Source organism: Anaeromyxobacter sp. SG64 (genome assembly GCF_022690745.1).
Taxonomy (GTDB): Bacteria; Myxococcota; Myxococcia; order Myxococcales; family Anaeromyxobacteraceae; genus Anaeromyxobacter; species Anaeromyxobacter soli.
The window spans coordinates 1-19,639 of sequence record NZ_JALCZB010000086.1; the positions used below are offsets into that span (position 1 = coordinate 1).

Sequence of the window (19,639 nt, forward strand, 5' to 3'; positions counted from 1 at the left end):
CGAACGCGGGCGCGCAGGTTCACGGGCCCCGCCGAGCAGGGGGTGGGGCCCCGTCGAGCTTCGCTCGGCGGGGCGGGGGACGCAGTCCCCCGTTCGAACATGTGTGGGGGCGGGTCGTCTCCCCGGGCGCTACCGGTCGATTTCTGGACGGCGCGGCCGCCGCTGCTAGCGTCCGGAGCGGATGTCCGGGAGACGCGGCCGACTCTGGGGTTGGAGGGCGTTCGTCGGCGCGCTCGCGCTGCTCGGGGCGGTGTCCGCCGTCGATCCCGACGGGATCCGCAGGTACGTGCGGCTGGACGCGGACGCCAGGCGCATGGAGGACGAGAACGCGCGGCTCGCCGCCGAGAACGCACGGCTCGCGCGCGAGGTCCACGCGCTGCGCACGGACGCGTCCGCGCTCGAGCGCGCCGCGCGCGAGGAGCTCCGCTTCGTGCGGCCCGGTGAGCGCGTCTACTGGGTGGGCCAGGGCCGGGAGGCCGGGCCATGACCGGCCCGCCGCCCGGCGCGGCGCAGCGAGCCCCCATCGGCGCCACGCCGACCGTCCGGCGCCGGCTCGCGCTGCAGCGCCCGCGGCCACTGCTCGTTCGCCTCTACGCGGCGCTCTTCAGCGACGGGGGGACCTTCGGTGCGCCCGCCCGCCGCCGCGCCGGGCGCCTCCTGGTGCGCAGCCTGACTCCGGCGGTGACCGTCGGCACGGGGGCGCTCGTCGTGCTCGGCGCGTTCGACGCCGCCGCGCCGGGCTGGCCCCAGACCGCCGGCACGGCGGCGCTCGCCCTGGCCCTCGGGGCCGGCGTGTGGCGGCGCACCGCCCGGGCCGCCGCCGGCGAGGCCGCGACCTTGCGCGAGCAGCTCGAGCTCGGCGCGCTCTTCGTCGTGGCCGCCCACGCGATGGCGCAGACCGCGAGCGCCGGTCACCTGGACTCGCCGCTCCAGCCGCTCATCTACCTCGTGATGGCCTTCCTGGTCGCGTTCCTGGCGCGGCAGATCGGGCTCGCGCTCGTCGTGCTGGCGGTCGCGCTCGAGCTGCTCGTGTGGCTCGGGCGCGGGGGTCACGCCGACGAGCTCCCCTCCGCCGTCGTGCGCGCCGGGTTCGTCACGCTGTTCGCGGTGCTCTACCACGCGGTGCTGGCGGCGCAGGTGGGCTCGTCGAGGCGCGCCGAGGAGCGGGCGGTGGAGCGCCGGGTGAAGGAGCTCGAGCAGCGCGCGCGCGAGTTCCGGCTCACGGCCTCCGGCACGGCCGCGCCCGCGGTCGACGGCGACGGGCGCTGGACGGCGGCCTCGGTGCTGGAGGTCGAGAACGCGATGCGCGGCGCGCTCGAGGTCGCGGAGGTCGCGCTCCGCAGCCGCACCTGCGCGGTGTACCTCGTCGACGACGCGGGCGAGCGGCTCCAGCTCCGCGAGTGCCGGACCGCGAGCGACTCCGTCGCGCGCACCGTCTCGGCCCGCGAGGGCGCCCTCGGCGCGGCGATCGTGCGCCGGACCTCGATCCGGCTCCACGGCGAGGTCAAGGTGGCGACCTACTACGAGGACGGGGCCCGGCCCGGCGCGCTCGTGGTCGTGCCGCTCATCGACCGCCGCGGCGGGCACGTGCGCGGCGTGATCGTCGCGGACCGAAGCGAGCCCATCCCGTTCTCCGACGAGGACGAGAAGCTCGTCCAGACGCTGTGCGCGGAGATCTTCCGCGCGCTCGAGGCCGAGCGCGTGATGGTCGACATCAAGAGCACCCGGGACGAGAAGGAGCGGTTCTACGAGGCGATCGAGCGCCTGAACCGCACCCAGAAGCCCGAGGACGTGTGCCGGGAGATCGTCCAGGTCGCGGGTGAGCTCGTGCCGCTCGCCTTCGCGGCGGCGACGCTCGTCGAGCGGAGCGACGGGGGGCGCGTGCACCGCGTCGTGGCCGTCCACGGAGAGCGCTGGAAGGCGATCGAGGGCAGGCGGTTCGGGCCGGGCGACGGGCTCGTCCAGAAGGTGGTCGAGGTGAACTCGCCCCTGCCGGCGCAGAGCGCGGACTTCTCGCGCCAGACGCTGCTCGACGCGTCCACGCCGCTCAAGGGCGTCGGCTGGGTGCGGGTCGTGCCGCTCCGCGTGGGCGACGAGGTCCTCGGCACGGTCGCGCTCGCCGGCGGTCCGCGCGACGACCGCGCGCCGGCGAAGGACAAGATGCACCAGCTGCTGGTGGTGGGCGGGGCGGCGGCCCAGTCCATCCTGCGCGCCCGCCTCTACGAGGAGGCCGAGCGGCTCGCCACCACCGACGGCCTCACCGGGCTCACGAACCACCGCACGTTCCAGGCGCGGCTCGACGAGCACCTCGCGCTCGCGGCCCGCGGCGGCCAGCGCCTGTCGCTCCTGCTGTGCGACGTCGACCACTTCAAGTCGGTGAACGACACCTACGGGCACCCGGTCGGCGACGAGGTGCTGCGCGGGGTCGCGCGCGTGCTCGCGGGCGAGGCGCGCCAGACCGACGTGGTGGCGCGCTACGGCGGCGAGGAGTTCGCGATCGTCATGCCAGGGACGGACGGGCCCGGCGCAGGGGTCATCGCCGAGCGGATCCGGGAGCGCCTCGCGGCCGTGACGTTCCAGACGGAGCAGGGCCCGCTGCGCGTCACGATGTCGCTGGGCGTGGCCACCTGGCCCGAGGACGGCGCGAAGAAGCCGGAGCTCGTCGAGCGGGCGGACGCGTGCCTTTACCACGCGAAGCGCCACGGCCGGAACCAGACCGTCCTCGCCGCCGCGATCGGTGCGCCCCGGCGCGCGGCGGGGTAGCGGCGGCGCCCTCGACCGGTGGCCGCTCGACCCCGCACCGGGTTACACTGCCGCTGCGGCGCGAGGCGGATGCCGCGGGGGGCCGGCCAGGCTTGAAAAAGAACTTCGTCCTCGACACCAACGTCCTGCTCCACGATCCGCGCAGCATCTTCGGGTTCGGCGACAACGACGTCATCATCCCGATCTACGTCATCGAGGAGATCGACAACTTCAAGCGCGATCTCTCGACGCTCGGCCGCAACGCGCGCCAGGTGTCCCGGTACCTCGACGAGTTCCGCGTGCAGGGGAAGCTGCGCGAGGGCGTGTCGATCGGCGACGGCAAGGGACACATCCGCGTGCTCGTCGCCGAGCGGAAGCTGCCGCCCACGGTGGCCGTCGACGGGCACTCGGTCGACGACAAGATCCTCGCCGTCGCCCTCGAGCTGCTCGACCGCGATCGCGGCGTCCCCACCGTGTTCGTCACCAAGGACACGAACCTCCGGATCCGCGCGGACGCGCTCGGGCTCCACGCGGAGGACTACGACGTCGAGGGGGTCGAGCTCGACGAGCTGTGGAGCGGCGTCGCCGACGTGGAGGTGTCGTCGGAGGCCGTGAACGAGTTCTACGGCGACGGCGCGCTCGCGTGGCAGCCGGAGGGGGACCCGCCTCCGCCGAACGAGTTCGTCGTCCTGCGGGATCGCGCGAACCCCCAGCACTCCGCGGTCGGCAAGTACAGCGCCCCGCGGCAGGCGTTCGTGCAGCTCATCAAGACGCCGAAGGAGGGCGTCTGGGGGATCCGCCCGCGCAACAAGGAGCAGTCCTTCGCCCTCGATCTGCTCCTCAACGACGACATCCGGCTCGTGACCATCGTCGGGAAGGCGGGCACCGGCAAGACGCTGCTCGCCATCGCGGCGGGGCTGCAGAAGACGATGGAGGACGGCGTCTACCAGAAGCTCCTCGTGTCGCGGCCCATCTTCCCGCTCGGGCGGGACATCGGCTACCTGCCGGGCTCGGTCGAGGAGAAGCTGAACCCCTGGATGCAGCCGATCTTCGACAACGTCGAGTACCTCATGAACCTGTCGCGCTCGGAGAAGAAGGCCGGCCGCGGCTACCACGAGCTCCTCGATCTCGGGATCCTGGAGATCGAGCCGCTCACCTACATCCGCGGCCGATCGATCCCGAACCAGTTCATCATCGTCGACGAGGCGCAGAACCTGACCCCGCACGAGGTGAAGACGATCATCACGCGCGTGGGCGACGGGACGAAGATCGTCCTCACCGGCGACCCCTACCAGATCGACAACCCGTACGTCGATCAGACGAACAACGGCCTCATCCACGTGGTGAACCGGTTCAAGAGCGAGCGTCTCGCCGGGCACATCACGATGTCGAAGGGCGAGCGGAGCCCGCTCGCGGAGCTCGCGGCGAACTTGCTGTGACGAGGCCGCTCGCCGCGCCCTCCGCGAGCCTGCCTGGCGAGCCGCTCGCCGGACGCGCGCCGGCGCATTCGTCCCGGGTGGCCTCGGCGTCCGCCGCTCGCTAGGCTACGGGCATGCAGGACGGCTCAGGAACGCGGGACGTGCCGGCGCCGGCGCTCGACTACCCGCTCGACTACACCTTCAAGATCATGGGGCACGCCGCCGACGACTTCGCGGAGTACGCGCGCCGCCTGGTGGCGCGGATCGTCGCCGACGCGCCGCCGGAGGGCGTGCGCGTCCGCGCGAGCGCGGGCGGCAAGTACCACTCCGTCTCGGTCGCCGTTCGCCTGGACTCCGAGGAGCAGCGGCGCGCGGTCTACCAGATCCTCTGGGAGGACGAGCGGGTCGTTTACTACCTGTGAGCGCGGCGCCGCGGCGCCGTCACTGCGGCGGGCCCGCCCGCTCCGCGCGCGCGTCGAGCAGGTTCAGCTTGTTCCGGGCCGAGAGCAGCTGCTGGCGCAGGCCGTCCGCCTGGCGCGAGAGGTCCTCGAACCCCTGCTCCACCGAGGCGCGCGCCACGGCCTCGGCGTCGCCGATGAGGCGCGTCATGGTCTCGCGGACCGCGTCGAACGAGGGGGGCTCGGCGCCGCCCGCGCCCGGCTGCGCGCCGCTCGCGAACGCCTGGACCATCGCGTTCAGCTCCTGGGCGTCGCGGCCGAGGCCGGCGTAGCGGCCGAGGAGCTCGCGCAGCACCTCGCGGCGAGCGCGGACCTCCTCGGCCCGCGCGGCGAGCGCCACCGCCTGATCGTGCTGGCCCTGCACGAGCGCGCTCACCGCGCTCATGAGCTCCTGCACGAGCGGTCCGAGCTTCGCGTCCACCGCGCCGAGCTCGGCGAGCTTCTCCGCCGTGCGCTCCACGTTCCGCTGCGAGTCGAGCGGCAGCCGCTGCGCCTCGCGGGCGACGCTCGCGATGCGCTCGAGCTCCGCCTCGAGCGCCGTCGCGGCCGCGACGAGCGGGGAGAGGGGCTTCTTCACGGTCTTCGTCACGCGTCCCCCCGCCGGAGCCAGCCGTGCATCACCGCGAGCAGGCGGTCGGGGTCCACGGGCTTCGCCACGTAGTCGGAGGCCCCCGCCTCGATCGCCTTCTCCCGGTCGCCCTTCATGGCCTTCGCGGTGAGCGAGATGATGGGCAGATCGCGGTGCTGCGCCACCTTCCGGATCTCCTGGATGGCGGTGAGCCCGTCCATCTCCGGCATCATCGTGTCCATGAGGACGAGATCCACCGCGGGGTTCTCGCCGAGGAGGCGGATCGCCTCGCGCCCGTTCTCGGCGTGGATGACGCGCATCCGGCGGGCCTCGAGCACGCTGTTGATCGCGAACACGTTCCGGATGTCGTCGTCCGCGAGGAGCACCGTCCGGCCGGAGAAGTCGGCCTCGGGCGGCAGGGGGTTCACGTTGAGGTCCTCCTCCACGCTCACCGGCGGCCGCGGGGCCGCGTCCGCCCCCGCGTAGCGCACCGGCAGGACGAGCGTGAAGGTGCTGCCGACGCCCGGCTCGCTCTCGACCTGGATCGTCCCCCCCAGGAGCCGCGCGATCTCCCGGCTGATGGTGAGGCCGAGCCCCGTGCCGCCGTACTTGCGGCTCGTGGTGCCGTCCGCCTGCTGGAAGGCCTCGAAGATGAGCTTCTGCTTCTCCTTGGGGATGCCGATGCCCGTGTCCGAGACGGCGAAGGCGATCGCCTCGCCGGCGACCTCGGGGCCCGGCGCGCTCAGGGTGACGGTGACCGACCCCCGCGAGGTGAACTTCACCGCGTTCGAGAGCAGGTTCTTCAGGATCTGCTGCAGGCGCGTCACGTCCGTGAAGATCGTCCGCGGCAGGGCGGGATCGACCGTGACGGAGAAGGTGAGCGCCTTCTGCTCGGCGACGTGCCGGAAGTTCTGCTCGAGGTACTCGCGGACCGTCTCGACGCGCGACTCGCGGGCGTCGATCTGCATCTTGCCCGCCTCGACCTTGGAGAGATCGAGGATCTCGTTGATGAGCCCGAGCAGCTCGTTGCCCGACGTGTACACCGTGCTCGCGAACTTCACCTGCTCCGGCGTGAGGTTCCCCTCCTTGTTCTCGGCGAGCATCTTCGAGAGGATGAGCAGGCTGTTGAGCGGCGTGCGGAGCTCGTGCGACATGTTCGCGAGGAACTCCGACTTGTACTTGGAGATGAGCTGGAGCTGCTCGGCCTTCTCCTCCAGGCTGCGGCTCGCGAGCTCGACCTCGCTGTTCTTCTGCTCGAGCAGCTTCGCCTTCTCGTTCAGCTCCCCCGCCTGCGCCTCGAGCTCCGCGTTGGACCGCTTGAGCTCCTGCAGCAGCTCCTCGGTGCGCATGCTCGAGCCGATCATGTTGAGGATGACGCCGATGTTCTCCATCAGCTGATCGAAGAAGGCGAGGTGGTTCGGGCTGAACTCCTCGAACGCGGCGAGCTCGATCACCGCCTTCGTCTCGCCCTCGAAGAGGACCGGCAGGACCACCACGCAGCGCGGCGGCGCCTCGCCCATCCCCGTCGCGATGTAGATGAAGTCCCGCGGGACGCGCCTGAGGAGGATGCGCTTCTTCTCGAACGCGCACTGCCCGATGAGCGTCTCGCGCAGGCGGTACGAGGACGCGAGGGCCTTCCGCCCGCCGAAGCCGTAGCTCGCGATGAGGTTCAGGAGCGGCTCGCCCTTCGCCTCGTCGCGCTCCATGAGGAAGAAGGCGCCGTGCGAGGCGTTCACGAGCGGCGTGAGCTTCGACACGATCGCCTGGGCCACGGACACGATGTTCCGCTGCCCCTGCATCATGTTGGAGAAGTTCGCGAGGTTCGTCTTCAGCCAGTCCTGCTCGGTGTTCTTCTGCGTGGTCTCCTTGAGGGTGGAGATCATCTGGTTGATGTTGTCCTTCAGGGCGGCCACCTCGCCCTGGGCCTCGACCGTGATCGACCGGGTGAGGTCCCCCTTCGTCACCGCGGTCGAGACCTCCGCGATGGCGCGCACCTGGGACGTCAGGTTGCCGGCGAGCTGGTTCACGTTGTCGGTGAGGTCGCGCCAGGTGCCGGCGGCGCCGGGCACCTTGGCCTGGCCGCCGAGCTTCCCCTCGATGCCGACCTCGCGCGCGACGCCCGTCACCTCGTCCGCGAAGATGCGGAGCGTGTCGGTCATCGAGTTGATGGTCTCGGCGAGCGCCGCGACCTCGCCCTTGGCCTCCAGCACGAACTTCTGCGACAGGTCTCCGTTCGCGACGGCCGTGACGACCTTGACGATGCCGCGCACCTGCGTCGTGAGGTTCGACGCCATGAAGTTCACGTTGTCGGTGAGGTCCTTCCAGGTGCCGGCGACGCCGGGCACCCGGGCCTGCGCGCCCAGCTTCCCCTCCACGCCGACCTCGCGCGCCACCGTCGACACCTGATCCGCGAAGGTGCGCAGCGTGTCGGTCATGGAGTTGATGGTCTCGGCGAGCGCCGCGACCTCGCCCTTCGCCTCCAGCACGAACTTCTGCGACAGGTCGCCGTTCGCGATCGCCGTCACGACCTTGATGATGCCGCGCACCTGCGTCGTGAGGTTCGACGCCATGAAGTTCACGTTGTCGGTGAGGTCCTTCCACGTGCCGGACACGCCTCGCACGTTGGCCTGACCGCCGAGCTTCCCCTCCGTGCCGACCTCGCGCGCGACGCGGGTCACCTCCGCGGCGAACGAGTTCAGCTGGTCCACCATCTTGTTGATGACGTCCTTGATCTGGAGGATCTCGCCCTTCACGTCGACCGTGATCTTCTGCGTCAGGTCGCCGTTCGCGATCGCGGTCGCCACCTTGGACACGTCGCGCAGCTGGACGGTCAGGTTGGAGGCCATCGCGTTCACGTTGTCGGTGAGGTCCTTCCAGGTGCCGCTCACGCCGCGGACCTCGGCCTGGCCGCCGAGCTTGCCCTCCGTGCCGACCTCCTTCGCGACGCGGGTCACCTCGGCGGCGAACGAGTTCAGCTGGTCCACCATCACGTTGATGGTGTTCTTGAGCTCGAGGATCTCGCCCTTCGCCTCGACGGTGATCTTCTGGGAGAGGTCGCCGCGGGCGACGGCGGTCGTGACCTTGGCGATGTTGCGGACCTGCGTCGTGAGGTTCGCGGCGAGGCCGTTCACGTTGTCGGTGAGGTCCTTCCAGGTGCCGCTGACGCCCTTCACGTCGGCCTGGCCGCCGAGCTTGCCCTCCGTGCCGACCTCCTTCGCGACGCGGGTCACCTCGGCGGCGAACGAGTTCAGCTGGTCCACCATCACGTTGATGGTGTTCTTGAGCTCGAGGATCTCGCCCTTCGCCTCGACGGTGATCTTCTGGGAGAGGTCGCCGCGGGCGACTGCGGTGGTGACCTTGGCGATGTTGCGGACCTGCGCCGTGAGGTTCGCGGCGAGGCCGTTCACGTTGTCGGTGAGGTCCTTCCAGGTGCCGCTGACGCCGCGGACCTCGGCCTGGCCGCCGAGCTTGCCCTCCGTGCCGACCTCCTTCGCGACGCGGGTCACCTCCGCGGCGAACGAGCGGAGCTGATCGACCATGGTGTTGATCGTGGTCTTGAGCTCGAAGATCTCGCCGCGGGCGTCGACCGTGATCTTCTGCGACAGGTCGCCGTTCGCGACGGCGGTGGTGACCTTGGCGATGTTGCGGACCTGCGCCGTGAGGTTCGCGGCGAGGCCGTTCACGTTGTCGGTGAGGTCCTTCCAGGTGCCGCTGACGCCGCGGACCTCCGCCTGGCCGCCGAGCTTGCCCTCCGTGCCGACCTCGCGCGCGACGCGGGTGACCTCCGCGGCGAACGAGTTCAGCTGGTCCACCATCTTGTTGAAGACGTCCTTGATCTGGAGGATCTCGCCCTTCACGTCGACCGTGATCTTCTGGCCGAGGTCGCCGTTCGCGATCGCGGTCGCCACCTTCGAGACGTCGCGCAGCTGGACGGTCAGGTTCGACGCCATCGCGTTCACGTTGTCGGTGAGGTCCTTCCACGTCCCCGACACGCCGCGGACGTTGGCCTGGCCGCCGAGCTTGCCCTCCGTGCCGACCTCCTTCGCGACGCGGGTCACCTCCGCGGCGAACGAGTTCAGCTGGTCCACCATCTTGTTGATGACGTCCTTGATCTGGAGGATCTCGCCCTTCACGTCGACCGTGATCTTCTGCGTCAGGTCGCCGTGGGCGATGGCGATCGCGACCTTGGACACGTCGCGCAGCTGGACGGTCAGGTTCGACGCCATCGTGTTGACGTTGTCGGTGAGGTCCTTCCAGGTGCCGGCGACGCCCTTCACGTCGGCCTGGCCGCCGAGCTTGCCCTCCGTGCCGACCTCCTTCGCGACGCGGGTCACCTCCGCGGCGAACGAGCGGAGCGTGTCCACCATCGTGTTGATGGTGTTCTTGAGCTCGTAGATCTCGCCGCGGGCGTCCACGGTGATCTTCTGGGAGAGGTCGCCGTTCGCGACGGCCGTCGTGACCTTGGCGATGTTGCGGACCTGCGCCGTGAGGTTCGCGGCGAGGCCGTTCACGTTGTCGGTGAGGTCCTTCCAGGTGCCGCTGACGCCCTTCACGTCGGCCTGGCCGCCGAGCTTCCCCTCGTTGCCGACCTCCTTCGCGACGCGCGTCACCTCCGCCGCGAACGACTGGAGCTGGTCCACCATCACGTTGATGGTGTTCTTGAGCTCGAGGATCTCGCCCTTCGCGTCGACGGTGATCTTCTGGGAGAGGTCGCCCTGCGCGACGGCGGTCGTGACCTTGGCGATGTTGCGGACCTGCGCCGTGAGGTTCGCGGCGAGGCCGTTCACGTTGTCGGTGAGGTCCTTCCAGGTGCCGCTGACGCCCTTCACGTCGGCCTGGCCGCCGAGCTTCCCCTCGTTGCCGACCTCCTTCGCGACGCGCGTCACCTCCGCCGCGAACGAGTTCAGCTGATCGACCATCGAGTTCACCGTCGTGCCGATGCGGAGGAACTCCCCGCGGACGGGCCGGCCCTCGATGTCGAGCGACATCTTCTGCGACAGGTCGCCCTTCGCGACGGCGGTGATGACGCGCGCGACCTCGTTGGTCGGCGCGACGAGGTCGCCGATGAGCTGGTTCACGGCGCTCATGCCGGCGGCCCAGGCGCCCTTCGCCGGACCGACGGACGCGCGCTCCGTCATCTTGCCCTCCTGCCCGACGATCTTCGCGACGCGCAGGAGCTCGCTCGAGACGTGCTCGTTGAGCTGCAGGATGTCGTTCAGGACCTCGCCCGCGCGCGAGAGGATCCCCTCGCGGCGGTACGGGAGGCGTACGGAGAAGTCGCCCGCCTTGACGGCCTTCAGCACGTCGACGAGCTGCTCGACCTCGTCCTGGCTCGCGCGCGAGAGGAGGTCCCACTCGGTCAGCTCCTCGGTCCGCACGCCGCCCTCGTCGCGCGGACGCCCTGCTGCCGGGCGTGCGACCGCCCCATCCCGTGGCGAGCGAGCGGGCGCCGCGGCGGCGTTCTTCCCCCGCGCGATCCCCCGCGCCTCGAGGGCGCCCCCCTGGACCGACCCCGCGCGCGCTCCCCGCGCGCCGTCGAGGGGTGCGCCTGGGCGCTCCGCTGGGCGCAGATCCTGGAGGCCGTCGTCGGCGCGACGGCGAGGGCGGGCGTGCGAGCGGGTGGTCGTGTTCTTCGGCATGTGCGTGTCGTCCTGTCGGGAAGCGCGCGAAAGGAGCCCTCGAGCATCCCATGGGCCGCGAACCATCTAAGCGTCGGGAACCTTCCGGCCCCCATGATGGTTCATCCCCTCGACCCCAGATCCTTGGTACCCCACCGGTCGGCGCTCACCCGCCCCACCGGTTTCGTCATTGAATGACGCGCCGGGGCACTAGATTCCACAGAACCCGCGATGTCGGCGTCGACGAACGAGCTCACCCTGACGGCAGACCCCCGCGATCGAGAAGACGCAGCATCCGCCGGGCGGCGTGACGCACAGGCGGCGTCGCCCCCGCCGGTCAAGATCCTCGTGGTCGACGATCGCGCGGAGAACCTGCTCGCGATCGAGTCGGTGCTGCGCAACCCCGCGTACGAGCTGGTGAAGGCCCGCTCCGGCGCGGACGCGCTGCGCTTCCTGTTGCACGAGGACTGCGCGCTCATCCTCATGGACGTGCAGATGCCGCAGCTCGATGGCATCGAGACGGCGCGCCTCGTCCGCGCGAACGAGCGGACCCGGACGATCCCGATCGTGTTCGTCACCGCCATGAGCGACGAGCAGCGCTACGTGGCGCGCGGCTACGACGCAGGGGCCATCGACTACCTCCTGAAGCCCATCGACCCGGACGTGCTCCGCGCCAAGGTGGCCGCCTTCGTGGAGCTTCACCGGGCCAAGCAGGAGGTCGTCCGGCAGGCGGCGCTCCTCGCGGAGCAGGAGAAGCGCGAGCGGCAGCGCGCCGTCGCGCAGCTCGAGCTCAGGAACCTCCGGCGCGAGCGCGCCGCCCAGGAGCGGTATCGGCGGCTCATCGACGGGATCAGCCACGCGATCGTCTGGACGATCGATCCCCAGACGCTCGCCTGCACGTTCGTGAGCCCGAGCGCCGGGGCGATCATCGGCCACCCCGTCGAGCAGTGGACGGCCGGGCCGGAGTCCTGGCATGCGCTCGTGGCGCAGGAGGACCGCGCCCGGCTGCTCGCCGCCCTCCGCGACCTCTCGCCGGGCGAGCAGGGCGCCGCGCTGGAGCACGGCCTCGTCCACGCGGACGGGCGCACGCTCCGCTTCGAGACCGACCTCCGGGTCGTCCCCGCCGAGGAGGAGGGGCGCTTCGAGGTGCGCGGCTTCTCCGTCGACGTCACGGACGCCCGCCTGGCCGAGGAGGCGCTCGAGTTCCTCGATCGGTCGGGGGCCGCCCTGGCGGAGTCGCTCGACCTCGCCACCACCGCGGACACGGCCGCCCGGCTCGGCGTGCCGTTCATCGCCGACGCGGCGGTGGTCCAGGTCGAGGCGGTCGACGATCTCCCCGCGATCCTGGCGGTCGCCCACCGCGATCCCGGACGGATCGAGGCGCTCCGCGCGCTGGTGCGCGCGGCCCCGCTTCCCCCGCCGAGGGAGGATGGGCACGCCGAGGTTCGCGAGGACCTCCGGCCGCTCCTGCCGGCCGCGGCGGCGGAGCGCGCGCACGGGCTCCTCGGCGAGCGACCGATGCGGCTCGTCTCGGTGGCGCTCCGGGGCCGGGATCGGGTGGTGGGGTCCATCCGGTTCCTCGCGGGCGCACGCCGCGACACCGCGCGCGAGCTGCGCCTCGCGGAGGAGCTCGGGCGTCGCGCCGCGCAGGCCCTCGACCACGCCCTCGTGCACCGCAGCGCGCAGCACGCGGTGAGCGTGCGTGACGAGTTCATCTCCATCGCGTCCCACGAGCTGCGCACGCCCCTCACGCCGCTGCACCTCCAGATGAAGGCGCTGCAGCGCGGGCTCTCCGAGCTCCCGGAGGGACCGCGGCGCGGCACGCTCCTCGAGCGGCTCGCGACGTGCGCGCGGCAGGTGGACCGGATGACCCGCCTCGTCGCCAACCTGCTCGACGTGACGCGCCTCCACGCCGGGCGTCTCGAGGTGGACCGCGAGCCCATCGAGCTCGGCGAGCTCGTCTCCGACGTGGCGGGCCGCTTCAGGGACGAGCTCGCGCGCGGCGGCCGGCGGCTCGAGCTCAGGGTCGCGCCGGCGCTGGAGGGGAGCTGGGATCGGCTGAAGCTCGACCAGGTGCTCACGAACCTCGTGTCGAACGCGGTGCGCTACGGCGGGCAGGGCCCGGTCTCGGTCGAGCTCGGGCGCGACGCCGCCGAGGCGGTGGTCGTCGTCGCCGACCACGGCATCGGGATCGCGGCCGAGGATCTCTCCCGCGTCTTCGAGCGCTACCACAAGGGCACGAACTCGCGCGCGCACGGCGGGCTCGGGCTCGGGCTCTACATCACGCGGCGCATCGTCGAGGCTCACGGCGGGACGATCGCCGTCGAGAGCCGGCTCGGCGAGGGGTCGGTGTTCACGGTCCGCCTGCCGCTCCAGCCGGCGCGGTGACGCCGCCGCCCCGGCGGCGAGCGGCTCAGGCGGCCGCGCGCGGGCCGAAGTCGACGATCTCGACCGGGTTCGCCGCCATGCCGAAGGTGAGCTCGTCGCGCCAGCCCTCGGCGTCGCCGCCGACCTGGAGCGGCATCGGGCGCTCGAACCGCAGCGCCACCCGATCCGCGTGGAAGTCGAGCAGGCCCGCGTGCGCGAACTCGCCCGACCAGATGCTCGGCAGGTTCATGAGCACCGTCGGGACGCCGATCGAGGTCGCGACCCGGAGCTGCATCATGCCCGGCGCGCGGTCGGCGTAGGGGAACGCCCGCAGCCCCAGGCCGTAGTAGGGGACGGTGCTCGCGGCCGCCATCATGCAGGGGCCCGCGTGGAGGAGCTCGCCGTGCGCGATGGGGCGACCGATGCGCTCGCCCCGGGCGTCGAGCCGCCAGGCGGCGCGGCCGGCGTTCACGATCTCGCAGTACGCCGGGCGCCGCTCGAGCAGGTAGCGGGGCGCGGAGCGGAGCGCCACCGCGAGGCCGTAGCCCGACGCGCCGAGCCCGAGCTTCCGGAGCGGGGTGCCCGCCAGGCGATCGCGGATCCAGTAGTAGTCGTTCACCACCGCGGCGTCGACGCCCACGCCCGCGAACGGGGTACGGCGGCCGGCGCAGGTGAGGAGGTCGAGGCGGCGTACCCCGCCGATGTCGCCGCGCAGGAAGCGCGCGAGATCCTGGGCGTGCCGGCGCGGCGTCGCGCCCACCATCTCGGCGACGGCGTTGCCGGTCCCGAGCGCCAGCACGCCGAAGCGCGGCGGGCGGGCCGCGCGCCGCTCGGCGCTCTCGAGGATGCGGTTCACCCACGCGACGAACGTCCCGTCCCCGCCGCCCGTGAAGACGGTCGCGTAGCGGCGCGCGACCACCTCCTCGGCGATCTCGACGGCCTCGTCCTGGCTGCGGGACAGGTAGAGGTGCTCGCCGGGGACGACGCGCGACAGGGCGCGCCGGACCTCGGCGTTCACCTGCTTCGCGTTGGCGTTGAGCAGGACCGCGACCTCGGCGCCCGGCTCGGCGACCGGGTACTCGGGGAGGAACGGGTACCGCTCGGCGCTGACCATTCGAAGCATCGTGACCCCGGCGAGGATGTGACGCGGATGTCGCGATTTCGAGCAAGCGCGGTGCCACGCCGCGTCACCGCCGCGAATCTCCGGCAAAACGGGGACTTGCGGCTCGCCTGGCCTCGCCCAGGGGGGCCGCGCGGCGCGTCGCCCAGGTGGCGGACCGCGTAGCGGGCTACGCACCAAAATCGCCGGGAGCGGCGTTTGACAGGGAGGTTCGCGGCCTTACGTTGCCCCCCGTCCAGGAGGACTCTCAGAGCATGGCCAAGATCATCGGCATCGACCTCGGCACGACGAACTCCGTCGTCGCAGTGATGGAAGGCAAGGACGCCGTCGTCATCACCAACGAGGAAGGCTCCCGCCTCACCCCGAGCGTGGTCGCCTATACGAAGGAAGGGGAGCGGCTCGTCGGCCAGGTGGCGAAGCGCCAGGCGATCACGAACCCGGAGAAGACCGTCTACTCCATCAAGCGGTTCATGGGGCGCCGGTTCTCCGAGGTGCAGGACGAGATGAAGCGCGTCCCGTACCACGTGGTGGAGGGGCCGAACGGCGACGCGCGCATCCAGGTCGACGCGAAGCAGTACTCGCCGCCCGAGATCAGCGCCCAGGTGCTCCTCAAGCTGAAGCGGGCCGCGGAGAACTACCTCGGCGAGAAGGTGACGGACGCCGTCATCACCGTCCCGGCCTACTTCAACGACTCCCAGCGCCAGGCCACCAAGGACGCGGGCGAGATCGCCGGGCTGAACGTCCGGCGCATCGTGAACGAGCCCACCGCCGCCGCGCTCGCCTACGGCCTCGACCGCAAGAAGAACGAGAAGATCGCCGTCTACGACTTCGGCGGCGGCACCTTCGACATCTCGATCCTCGAGGTCGGCGAGAACGTCGTCGAGGTGCTCGCCACGAACGGCGACACCCACCTCGGCGGCGACAACCTCGACCAGAAGGTCATCGACTGGCTCATCGCCGAGTTCCGCAAGGACACCGGCATCGACGTGTCGAAGGACAAGATGGTGCTCCAGCGCCTGAAGGAGGCGGCGGAGAAGGCGAAGATCGAGCTCTCCTCGATGATGGAGACCGAGATCAACCTGCCGTTCCTCACCGCCGACCAGACGGGCCCGAAGCACCTGTCCATCAAGCTCTCGCGCGCCAAGCTCGAGCAGATGGTCGAGGACCTCATCGAGCGCTCGGTCGAGCCGACCCGCAAGGCCCTCGCCGACGCGAAGCTCTCGCCCGAGCAGATCGACGAGGTGGTCCTCGTCGGCGGCCAGACCCGCATGCCGGCCATCACCGAGCGGGTGAAGAAGCTCTTCGGCAAGGATCCGAACCGGTCCGTGAACCCGGACGAGGTCGTCGCCATCGGCGCCGCGGTGCAGGCGGGCGTCCTCTCCGGCGAGGTGAAGGACATCCTGCTCCTCGACGTCACGCCGCTCTCGCTCGGCGTCGAGACGCTCGGCGGCGTGATGACGCGCCTCATCGAGCGGAACACGACCATCCCGGCGAAGCGCTCCGAGGTGTTCTCCACCGCCTCCGACAGCCAGACCTCGGTCGAGATCCACGTGCTCCAGGGCGAGCGCGAGATGGCGCGGGACAACCGCACCCTCGGGCGCTTCCACCTCGAGGGCATCCCGCCGGCGCCGCGCGGGATGCCTCAGATCGAGGTGACGTTCGACATCGACGCGAACGGCATCCTCAACGTCTCCGCCAAGGACAAGGGCACCGGCAAGGAGACGAAGATCACCATCAGCCACTCCTCGGGCCTCGCGAAGGACGAGGTGGAGAAGATGGTCGCCGACGCCCACTCGCACGAGGCGGAGGACAAGAAGCGCCGCGAGGAGATCGAGCAGCGCAACCGCGCCGAGAACCTCGCCTACCAGATGGAGAAGCTGCTCAAGGACAACAAGGACAAGCTCCCGGCCGACGTCGTCAAGGAGGTCGAGGACGCCGTCGGGGAGGTCCACAAGGTCCGGGAGAAGGGCAGCGCCGACGAGGTGAAGGCGGCGATGGATCGCCTCGAGCGCGCGAGCCACAAGGCGGCGGAGGAGCTGTACAAGACCGCCGGCCCGGGGGCCGCGCCCGGTGGCGCCGGCCCGCAGGAGGGCGCGCCGGCCGGCGAGGAGAAGCAGAAGGACAACGTCGTCGACGCCGAGTTCAAGCAGGTCTGACCGGCGGGTCCCGCTCCCGCGGGGCCGAGCGTCATCACGGGGCCGTCCGCTCGCGCGGGCGGCCCCGCTCCTCTTTCCGGGGGGACGGGGCGGCGCGAGGCGCACCGGGCGCGGCGAGGCCGCGGCGGCCGCTCCGTGCGCCGAGGGCGAGAGGAGCGAGATCGCGACTCCGCGGGCCCGGGATCGTGCGCCGCCCGCGCCGCTGCCTTACCATCCGCGCCGTGCACCTCACCGTCCTCTCCCGCTCGACCGCCATCTACACCACCCGCCGGATCGTCGAGGCCGCCCGCGCGCGCGGGCTCTCGACGCGCGTGGTCGACCCCCTCGACGTGCAGATGGGGCTCGGGGGAGACGCCCCGGCGCTCTACTGGCGGCGCCGCCGCTTCCCCCCGACGGACGTGGTCGTGCCGCGCATCGGCCTCTCCATCCACCAGTACGGCCTCGCCGTCGTGAACCAGCTCGAGCTCCTCGGCGTCCCCTCGCTGAACGGCGCCTGGGGCATCGCGGCGAGCCGCAACAAGATGCGCAGCCTCCAGCTCCTCGCCGCGAGCGGCGTTCCGGTGCCGCGCACGGTCATGGCGAGCGATCCCTCGGGGATCAAGGAGATGGTGCGGGTGGTCGGCGGCGTCCCCGTGCTCGTGAAGCTCCTCTCGGTCAACGAGAAGAGCGGCGTCATGATCTGCGAGAGCATGCAGTCGCTCGAGGCGGCGCTCGAGGCGATCCTCGGCCTCGGCCAGAACATCGTCGTGCAGCAGTACCTCCGCGGCGCCAAGGGGCGCGACCTGCGCGTGCTCGTCGTGGGCGGCGAGGTGGTCGCGACGATGCGGCGGAGCCCGCCGGTCGGGCGGCTCGCCCGGAGCCTGCGGCGCGGCGCGCGGTTCGAGCCGGTGGAGCTCCCGCCCGCGTACGCGCGGACGGCGGTGGAGGCGGCGAGGGTGCTGAAGCTCGAGGTCTGCGCCGTGGACATGCTCGAGGCGAAGGGCGTGCCGCGCGTGTTCGAGGTGAACAGCTCGCCCTCGATCAAGGAGGCGGAGACGGCGTGCGGCGTGGACGCGGCCGGTAAGATCGTCGACCGCGCCGTCGCGCTCGCCGCCGCGACGCGTCGCCCCGCACCCCGGGAGCGGGCGCCGCGCCGCGCGGTGCGCGGCCGCGCCGTGTGAGCGCCGGCTTGAATGCATGGCCGCTGCCTGCCGTCCCTGGTATGAGAGCGGTCGCATCCCGCAAGGAGCCCGCATGATCCGCGCCCTCGTCGCAGTCGTCCTCGTCGCCGCCGCTCCGCTCGCCCGCGCCGCGGATCCCGCGGCCGACGCGGCCAGGAGCTACCGCATCGACACGCAGGGCTCGACCACCGAGGTGAAGGCCGGCGGGAAGGGGACGCTCGTCCTCGCCATCGTCCCGCTCGAGAAGGTGCACGTCCACCCGCAGGCGCCGCTCAAGATCACGCTCGAGGCGCGGGGGCTCACGCTCGCGAAGACCTCCCTCGGCCACAAGGACGCCCAGGACCCCAAGGCCGAGGCGCCCCGCTTCGAGGTCCCCTTCGTCGCGAGCGCCGCCGGCAAGCAGGAGGCGAAGGCGAAGCTCGACTTCTTCATCTGCTCCGACCAGTGGTGCGTGAAGCAGACCCGCGACGTCGCCGTCGCCGTGAACGTGAAGTGAGGACCCGGCGCGTCCGCCGGCCGAGCGCCGGCGTGCGCCCCGGGAGCGCCCGCCCATGCGCGTCGTCTACGGCCTGAACCCGGTGCGGGAGGTGCTGCGCGCCGGAGGGGAGGGGCTCTCGGAGCTCTGGCTCGCCGAGGGCGGCTCGCGCGGCGCCGCCTTCGCCGAGCTCGAGCGGCTCGGCCGCGCGGCCGGTGCGAAGGTGCGGACCGCTCCCCGGCCGAAGCTGGACCGGCTCGCCGGCAGCGACCGCCACCAGGGAGTGGTCGCCGTCGTGGCCGACTTCCAGTACGCCACGCTCGAGGACATCCTCGCGGCGGCGAGGGCGAGCGGGCGCGCGCCGCTCCTCGTCGTGCTCGACGGCGTCGAGGATCCCCACAACCTCGGTGCGATCATCCGCTCCGCTCATGCCCTCGGCGCACATGGCGTCGTGATCCCGAAGGACCGCGCCGTCGGCGTGACGCCGGTGGTCGCGAAGACCTCGGCGGGTGCGGTGGAACGTTGCCCGGTCGCGCGTGTCACGAACGTGGCCAAGACCATCGAGTCGCTCCAGCAGGAGGGCGTCTGGTCGGTCGCCCTCGCGGCCGACGGCGAACGACCGCTCGCGGAGCTCGATCTGAGAGGTCCGATCGCCCTCGTGCTGGGCAGCGAGGGGGAGGGGCTCCGGCCGCTCGTCCGCAAGACCTGCGACCACGCCGCGCGGATCCCCATGTCGGGGGACCTGGACAGCCTCTCGGTCTCGGCGTCGGCGGCCGTCGCGCTCTACGAGACCGCGCGCCAGCGGGGCGGGTAGCTGCTCGTTTCGTCCAGCGACATGCGGCCTTGACAAGCCCTGGGAGGTCATCTAAAAGGCACCGCTCCACGCAGCACGGGGCGGATCGCCGGCAGGAGCGCACCGGCGAACCGCGGCGAGTTCCGGAAGGATCTTGCTGGCGTAGCTCAGTCGGTAGAGCAGCTGCCTTGTAAGCAGCAGGTCGCGGGTTCGAATCCCACCGCCAGCTCCAGGAGCAGTGGGGTCGACGCGAGGTGAAACACGGTGGTTTCTGGAGGGGTTCCCGAGCGGCCAAAGGGAGCAGACTGTAAATCTGCCGGCTTACGCCTTCGGTGGTTCGAATCCACCCCCCTCCACAGTCAGTCATCCTCTCGAGAAGGGATTCGCCAAAAACCTTGCGGGAATAGCTCAGTTGGTAGAGCGTCAGCCTTCCAAGCTGAATGTCGCGGGTTCGAATCCCGTTTCCCGCTCCAGTGAGAGGTCGGATCGACGAATTCAGGTTGCCCTCGTAGCTCAGTCGGTAGAGCGCGTCCTTGGTAAGGACGAGGTCTCCAGTTCAATCCTGGACGAGGGCTCCAATCTCAGACGGCGCGCATCGGAGGCTGCTCGCGCCAACGGCACCCACAGCAGGAGCGAATCATGGGCAAGGAGAAGTTCGAGCGCAGCAAGCCGCACGTGAACGTGGGGACGATCGGTCACGTCGACCACGGCAAGACGACGCTGACGGCCGCCATCACGAAGTACTGCGCGACGAAGGGCCGCGC

Annotated in this window: 13 protein-coding genes and 4 tRNA genes; 14 read left to right on the plus strand and 3 right to left on the minus strand. The window is 71.3% G+C overall.

All coding sequences use genetic code 11. The annotated features are described in order from the left end of the window. The first annotated feature begins 181 nt into the window (after window positions 1-181). From MNZ29_RS19225 to MNZ29_RS19240, 4 genes are all read left to right on the plus strand, one after another. Entirely contained in the window at window positions 182-487 is a 306-nt protein-coding gene (locus MNZ29_RS19225; protein WP_242340512.1) for a septum formation initiator family protein, read from the plus strand. Beyond that, entirely contained in the window at window positions 484-2,763 is a 2,280-nt protein-coding gene (locus MNZ29_RS19230) for a diguanylate cyclase (RefSeq protein ID WP_242340513.1), read from the plus strand. Before MNZ29_RS19225 ends, MNZ29_RS19230 begins: the two co-directional genes overlap by 4 nt. A gap of 92 nt (window positions 2,764-2,855) precedes the next feature. Then, complete coding sequence (locus MNZ29_RS19235) at window positions 2,856-4,181, plus strand: PhoH family protein (protein WP_242340514.1); 1,326 nt, start codon at window positions 2,856-2,858, stop codon at window positions 4,179-4,181. 113 nt (window positions 4,182-4,294) lie between these two features. After that, entirely contained in the window at window positions 4,295-4,582 is a 288-nt protein-coding gene (locus MNZ29_RS19240) for a DUF493 domain-containing protein (protein ID WP_242340515.1), read from the plus strand. A gap of 19 nt (window positions 4,583-4,601) precedes the next feature. On the opposite strand, the gene MNZ29_RS19245 is transcribed toward MNZ29_RS19240, so the two are convergent. Beyond that, a complete protein-coding gene (locus MNZ29_RS19245; RefSeq protein ID WP_242356359.1) occupies window positions 4,602-5,195 on the minus strand; it encodes a hypothetical protein in 594 nt (197 codons plus the stop codon). An 8-nt stretch (window positions 5,196-5,203) separates the two neighbouring features. Next, entirely contained in the window at window positions 5,204-10,564 is a 5,361-nt protein-coding gene (locus MNZ29_RS19250; protein WP_374110826.1) for a HAMP domain-containing protein, read from the minus strand. Between the two features lie 588 nt (window positions 10,565-11,152). Between MNZ29_RS19250 and MNZ29_RS19255 the strand changes: the two genes are divergently transcribed. Further along, entirely contained in the window at window positions 11,153-13,192 is a 2,040-nt protein-coding gene (locus MNZ29_RS19255) for an ATP-binding protein (protein ID WP_242356361.1), read from the plus strand. Window positions 13,193-13,217: 25 nt separating this feature from the next. Here the strand turns inward: MNZ29_RS19255 and MNZ29_RS19260 are convergent, their stop codons facing one another. Further along, window positions 13,218-14,285 carry a diacylglycerol kinase family protein gene (locus MNZ29_RS19260; protein WP_242356362.1) on the minus strand — a complete coding sequence of 356 codons (1,068 nt, stop codon included), beginning with the start codon at window positions 14,283-14,285 and terminating at the stop codon, window positions 13,218-13,220. Between the two features lie 260 nt (window positions 14,286-14,545). Here MNZ29_RS19260 and dnaK point away from each other — a divergent pair, with 260 nt between their 5' ends. The 9 genes from dnaK to MNZ29_RS19305 all read left to right on the plus strand — a co-directional run. Further along, complete coding sequence (gene dnaK / locus MNZ29_RS19265) at window positions 14,546-16,447, plus strand: molecular chaperone DnaK (protein WP_242356364.1); 1,902 nt, start codon at window positions 14,546-14,548, stop codon at window positions 16,445-16,447. A gap of 221 nt (window positions 16,448-16,668) precedes the next feature. Next, window positions 16,669-17,607, plus strand: coding sequence for a RimK family alpha-L-glutamate ligase (locus tag MNZ29_RS19270; protein ID WP_242356366.1), 939 nt, complete (start codon window positions 16,669-16,671; stop codon window positions 17,605-17,607). 73 nt (window positions 17,608-17,680) lie between these two features. Beyond that, window positions 17,681-18,103: a hypothetical protein gene (locus MNZ29_RS19275; protein WP_242356368.1), complete on the plus strand. Its 423-nt coding sequence runs from the start codon at window positions 17,681-17,683 to the stop codon at window positions 18,101-18,103. A 55-nt stretch (window positions 18,104-18,158) separates the two neighbouring features. Further along, complete coding sequence (gene rlmB / locus MNZ29_RS19280) at window positions 18,159-18,896, plus strand: 23S rRNA (guanosine(2251)-2'-O)-methyltransferase RlmB (protein ID WP_242356370.1); 738 nt, start codon at window positions 18,159-18,161, stop codon at window positions 18,894-18,896. A gap of 135 nt (window positions 18,897-19,031) precedes the next feature. Then, a tRNA-Thr gene (locus MNZ29_RS19285) sits at window positions 19,032-19,107 on the plus strand. 41 nt (window positions 19,108-19,148) lie between these two features. After that, window positions 19,149-19,231: transfer RNA gene (locus tag MNZ29_RS19290), tRNA-Tyr, on the plus strand. A 41-nt stretch (window positions 19,232-19,272) separates the two neighbouring features. Beyond that, window positions 19,273-19,348, plus strand: a tRNA-Gly gene (locus tag MNZ29_RS19295). A 29-nt stretch (window positions 19,349-19,377) separates the two neighbouring features. Continuing rightward, window positions 19,378-19,453, plus strand: a tRNA-Thr gene (locus MNZ29_RS19300). A gap of 61 nt (window positions 19,454-19,514) precedes the next feature. Further along, window positions 19,515-19,639, plus strand: a 125-nt coding sequence (locus MNZ29_RS19305; RefSeq protein ID WP_242356372.1) for a GTP-binding protein, incomplete at its 3' end; no start/stop codon positions are given.